This window comes from Streptomyces sp. CBMA123, from assembly GCF_014596465.1.
Classification (GTDB): domain Bacteria; phylum Actinomycetota; class Actinomycetes; order Streptomycetales; family Streptomycetaceae; genus Kitasatospora.
The window spans coordinates 1-5,680 of the sequence record NZ_MECK01000314.1; the positions used below are offsets into that span (position 1 = coordinate 1).

Annotated in this window: 4 protein-coding genes; all 4 read right to left on the reverse strand. The window is 75.4% G+C overall.

Going from position 1 to position 5,680, the window contains the following annotated elements:
• Positions 1-1,450, reverse strand: a 1,450-nt coding sequence (locus BG452_RS28695) for a lipid II flippase MurJ (RefSeq protein ID WP_188307261.1), incomplete at its 3' end; no start/stop codon positions are given.
• Positions 1,447-2,811: an O-antigen ligase family protein gene (locus BG452_RS28700; protein WP_317621273.1), complete on the reverse strand. Its 1,365-nt coding sequence runs from the start codon at positions 2,809-2,811 to the stop codon at positions 1,447-1,449. The genes BG452_RS28695 and BG452_RS28700, both read right to left, overlap by 4 nt.
• 6 nt (positions 2,812-2,817) lie before the next feature.
• Entirely contained in the window at positions 2,818-4,341 is a 1,524-nt protein-coding gene (locus BG452_RS28705) for a sugar transferase (RefSeq protein WP_188307262.1), read from the reverse strand.
• A 393-nt stretch (positions 4,342-4,734) separates the two neighbouring features.
• The coding region (locus BG452_RS28710) for a glycosyltransferase (RefSeq protein WP_188307263.1) at positions 4,735-5,680 on the reverse strand (946 nt) is incomplete at its 5' end.

Here is a 5,680-nt window from a genome sequence, read left to right on the forward strand (position 1 = left end):
GCACCAGGCCGTGCAGCAGCAGCGCGGCGGTGGTGGTGATCCCGGTCGCGTTGCCGGCGGCCAGGCCTAGGGCGCCGAAGCGCGGTGTGGCGAGCAGTCCGACGGTGACGGTCACCCCGAGGCCGAGCAGCATCGCGGCGACCGGGTACCAGTCCAGCAGGCGGCGCCCGCCGTCCTCGGTGCGCGGGTCGTCGGCCCGGCGGACCACCGGGCGCAGCGAGAAGTACGGGCGGATCATCACGCCGATCAGCGCCTGGGCGGGCAGGCCGAAGCTGTACACCCGGATGACGGCGGCGGTGGCGGCGGTGTCGCCGGGGCCGAAGGCGCCGCGCTCGAACAGCAGCGAGACCGTCGAAGGGGCGCAGGCCATCAGGAAGGCGGTGCCGAACAGGACGACCGCCGCGGCCTGGCCGAGGTCCTTCTCGACCCGGTCCCGGGCGGCGGTGAGGTCCCCGGCCGCGAGCGCCCGGGCCACCAGCGGGAAGGTGACGGTGCAGATCAGGATGCCCGCCGTCATGGCGAGTTGGGAGACCTTGGCGGCGTAGTTGAGGTGCGAGATGGTGCCGGGCGGCAGCGCCGAGCCGAGGTAGCGCTCGACGAACACCTGGGACTGCCGGGTCAGGGTGAAGGCCGCCACCGGCAGCAGCGCCAGCGGCATCAGCACCAGCGTGTTGCGGCCGCGCCGGCCGCGGCCGGCCGCGGCCTGGCCGGACCGCAGGTGCCGCAGGAACGGGCCGACCAGCAGACCGGCCATCAGCAGGCTGCCGAGCGCCACGCCCAGGGCGGCGGAGCGGACGCCGAGGAGGCCGTGGAAGCCGAACAGCAGGGCCAGGATGCCCAGGTTGTAGGCGACGTAGATGCCGGCCGGGGCGGTGAAGCTGTGGTGGGCGCGCAGGGCGGCGGCCAGGTAGCCGGCCACCCCGAAGGGCAGCACGGTGATCGCGGTGATCCGGGTGCAGACCACGGCCAGGCCCGGGTCGGGCAGGCCGGGGGCGAGCAGCTCGACCAGTTGGGGCGCGCCCAGGGCGGCGGCCAGGGCGAGCCCGCTGAGGGCGAGCAGCAGCCAGGGCAGGGTGGCGCGGACCAGCTGGCGGACCGGGTCGGGGGCGTCCGGGTCCTCCTCGCGCAGCACCAGGGCGAGGGCGAAGGCGGGCACCATGAGGAAGGACATGGCGTCCTCGATCAGCAGCGGTGCGGCCGTCTCGGGGACGGTCCAGGCGACCAGGAAGGCGTCGGTGCCCTGGCTGGCGCCGAAGTAGCGGGCCAGCAGGAGGTCGCGCAGCAGGCCGAGGCCGGATCCGGCCGCGCTGAGCACGGCGGTGATGCCGAAGGCCTTGGCGAGGAAGCCGCCCCGGGGCACCGGGTCCGGTCCGGGCGCGGGGGCTTGGACGGGGGCGCTGCGGGGGGCCGGGACGGGGGAGGCCAGGGCGGCGGGCCGGTCGGTGGTCACAGGGCCATCGCCCGCCCGTCGCCGACGGCACCGGCGTGCCCGTTCGGCTCGGGACGGGCCGTCCCCTGGGCGGCGGCGCGGGCGGCGAGGCCGAGGACGACGGAGGTCAGCACGGTGGTGGTGCCGCCGATATCGGCGTACAGGAAGTCGACCAGCACCCAGGTGAGCAGGGCGAGGGCGGCCAGGGTCGTGCCGCGGCGGTTGCGCAGGCAGCCGAGCAGCAGGCCGAGGAAGAGCGCGGCGTAGGCGGTGATGCCGATCAGGCCCTGCTCGCTGAGCACCAGGAAGTACATGTTGTGCGGGGAGAGCAGCGGTTCGCGCTGGAAGCCGATGGTGGGGTCGGAGGCGTCGCTGCCGGAGGACAGTCGCAGCGGGGCGTGGCTGTCGCGCAGCTTGGGGAACGCCTTCGGTCCGGCGCCGTGGACGGGGCGGTCCTGCCAGATCCGCCCGGCGGTGGACCACAGGTCGTAGCGGTCGGAGACGGACTGGTCGGGCGCGGCGGAGACCGAGCCGATCGAGCTGAGCCGCTCGGTGACGCCGGAGGCGCCAAGGCCGAGGCCGCCAACCAGGACGACCGCGGCGGCCACGCCCAGCACGGCGCTGCGGACCAGCAGCCGGGCGTCGGCGCGCAGCAGCAGCCCGGTGGCGGCGACGCCGGTGGCGATCCAGCTGCCGCGGCTGAAGGAGACGGCGAGCGGGAAGGTGAGGAAGGCGGCGGCGGCGAACATCGCCCGGCGGAGGCGGACGCTGCCGCCGGGACCGCGCTCGCCGAGGGCGAGGGCCAGGGCGGCCAGCAGCCCGTAGCTGACCACGGTGGACATCGCCATGATGTCCAGCGCGCCGAAGGTGCCGACGGCCCGGATCGGCTGGCCGGCGTAGGAGGCGCCGGTGCGGGTGAGGTACTGGTTTGCGCCGACCACGCCCTGGATCAGCGCGGCGAGCACGAAGGAGCCGAGGACGAGCCGCTGGTCGGTACGGTCGCGCAGCGAGCAGAGCACGGCGGCCGGGACCAGGACGAACACCTGGGTGAGCCGGACGAAGCCGGTGATGCTGGTGGCCGGGTCGATGGAGCCGGCGGTGGCGACGGCCGCGGCGACCACGACGGCGCCGAACAGCGCGCAGGTGGTGCGGGTGATCGCGGGCAGCCGTCCGCGCAGCAGGTTGAGCGCGGTGACGGCGACCAGGGCGAGCGAGGCGACGTCGGCGGCGGTGACGTGGACGGCCGCGGTGACGTCCTTCTCTCCTGCGGGCACGCAGACCAGCAGCACGGTGGCCGCGGCCAGCACGCTGGGCCGGTCCGCGAGGGCGGGCAGGGCCCGCCGTAACACCGGCCGTGGAAGGGCCGTAAGGGTCAGGGCCACGCCGGGTCAGCTCCCGTCCGGGTGGAGCATCAGAGCCGCGGTTCGGCACAGGATCTTGACGTCCTGCCAGAGGCTCCAGCTCTCGATGTAGCGGTTGTCGAAGCGGGCCCGCTCCTCGATCGAGGTGTCCCCGCGCAGGCCGTTGACCTGGGCGAGGCCGGTGAGGCCGACCGGGACCCGGTGGCGGTCGGCGTACTCGGGGTAGGCCTGGCTGAACCGCATGACGAAGTACGGGCGTTCGGGGCGCGGGCCGACCAGGCTCATGTCGCCGCGCAGGACGTTCCACAGCTGCGGCAGCTCGTCCAGCGAGCTCTTGCGCAGCAGGCGGCCGACGGCGCCCATCCGGTGGTCCTGGGAGATGTTCCAGCGGGTCGCCGACTCGTGCTCGTTGCTGGGGCGCAGGGTGCGGAACTTCAGCACGGTGAAGACCCGCCCGTCCAGGCCGGTGCGCTGCTGGCGGAAGAGCACCCCGGGGCCGGTGTCGAAGCGGACGGCGAGGGCGCACAGCACCAGGACGGGGGCGAGCAGCAGCAGGCCGAAGCCGGCGGCGGTGACGTCCAGGGCGCGCTTGGCGGCCCAGCCGGGGCGGCGCATGGCCGGGCTGCCGAGCCGCAGGCAGGGGAAGCCCCACAGGTGGTCGCCGCCGGCGATCGGGGCGGTGGGCAGCGAGCCGTGCTCGCGCAGTGCGGGCACCAGCCAGACCTGGCAGCCGAGCCGGACGGCGTCCCGCAGGGCGGCGGCGGTCTCGGCCTCGTCGGCGGCGCCGGCGGTGGCGATCACGTGGTGGATCCGGTGCCGGTGGACCTCGCGCTCCAGGACCTCGCGGCCGCCGAGGACGGGCAGGTCGGTGTCGGTGGCGAGCAGCGGCGGGTCGGCGTCCAGGAAGCCGACCGGGCGCATCCCGTACTCGCCGTGCTCGGTGAGGGCGGCGGCGACCTTGCGGCCGAGCCGGCCGGCGCCGAGCACCAGGACGGGGCTGGGGCGGCCGCGGCGGATCCGCCGGACCAGGTGGTAGAGGACGGCCCGGCCGGCGGTGGCGATCAGCAGCTGGGTGCCGAGCAGGACGGCGAGACGGGCCGGGGTGGCCGGGCCGCAGTCGGGCCAGCGGCCGTCCAGGCAGCCGGCCAGGGTGACGGCGAAGGCGGTGGCGACCACGGCCCGGCCGGCCAGGGCGGGCAGTTCGTCCAGGACGGACAGGGTGAGCCGGGTGCGGTAGAGGCCGCCGGCCAGGTAGAGCAGCAGGAGCAGGGGCAGGACGGCGGCGACGCCGAGCAGTGGGGCGAGCGGCGTGTCGGGGTCGATCGCCCGGTTGGCGATGCCGGCGGCGGTGCAGAGCGCGATCGCGTCGACCTGGACCAGCGCGAGCGGCAGGGCGAGCCGGGACCTGGGGGCCCGGCGGTGCCGGCGGGGCGACGGCACCGCCCGGCTGTACGTCGCCCCGGTCGGGCGGTCGAGCACCCCGGTGCCGGGCAGACGCGGTCCGGACAGGGGCCCGCCGGATCGCGGCACGCTGTCGTGGTCAATGGTCATCAGCGCACGAACTCCCCTGCTGTGTGCCCGGGGTGGCGGTGCCCCGGCACCGATAGGCGTGGGGCGGCCGTCCCGGCCCGGTGGGCGCGGTCCTGACAGCACCTGCTATCGCTGGCGGCTTTCGGTTCTCCTGCGAGGAGGCCGATCGCGGAACGGCTGGTCACCATGGACGAGGCCGCGAAGGGCCCGGACGCGAATTTCCGGGGTGGAATCGAAGCGAAGCAGGCAAAATCCGACAATACCGAACCTGGCCATGCGGGCTGGAAGTTGACTTGCCATTTCATTCCAGCCGCCCATTAATAGGTATTTCGGATTTGACGCCTCGTCCTTATCCGGTTGAGGGTGCGAATGCGCCAACGCCGGAACGGCGGGGATTCACGGCATGTGAAACGATCAGATCCGCTCTGGGACACGGGCCCGGCGCCGTCCGGCCGCCGGTCCGGCCCCCAGCAGGTGGCGGTACAGGACATCGACCTGTTCGACCACCGTGCGGACGTCGTGCCGGGCGACCACGTGGTCACGCAGCCGGGCACCGCGCCGCTCGCACTCGATCGGATCGGACAGCCCTTCCGCCATCCGGGTGGCGAGCGCGTCCGCGTCCTCGGGCGGCACCACCGACCGCGCGCGCTCCGTCTGCGGCAGGCACTCCCGGGCCCCCGGCACGTCCGTCAGCAGCACCGGGCGGGCCGCCGCCATCGCCTCCAGCGGGGCCAGCGCCATGCCCTCCCAGCGTGAGGGCAGCACCACCAGGTCGGCCGCCGCCAGCCACGGACGCGGATCCGGCACGTCCCCGACCAGCCGGACCCGGCACGGCTCCGCCGACGCCCGGACGGCCTCCGCCAGCCGCTGCTCCTCCGGCCCGCCGCCGACCAGCGCCAGCCGGGCCTGCGGCACCCGGCGCAGCACCTCCGGCCAGGCGGCCAGCAGCACGTCCTGGCCCTTCTGCCGGCACAGCCGCCCGACGCAGACCGCGAGCGGGGCGTCCAGGTCCAGCCCCAACGCGATCCGGGCGGCCCGGCGGTCGGTGGGCGCGTAGTGACGCACGTCCACGCCGTTGGGCACCACCGCCCAGTCCGCGTGCACCCCGGCGGCCACGCCGTCCGCCCGCTCCTGGACGCTGACGCACAGCAGCCGGTGCGCCCAGCGGGTCGCGAAGCGCTCCCAGCGCAGGGTGGCGGCGGCCATCGCGCCGTCCACGGCGGCGAAGGACCAGGCGTGCGGCTGGAAGACGGTCGGCACCGCGCCGCGCACGGCCAGCCGGCCGGCCAGGCCGGCCTTGGCGCTGTGCAGGTGGACCACGTCGGGCCCGGCCGCCCGGACGATCCGGCGCAGCCGCCAG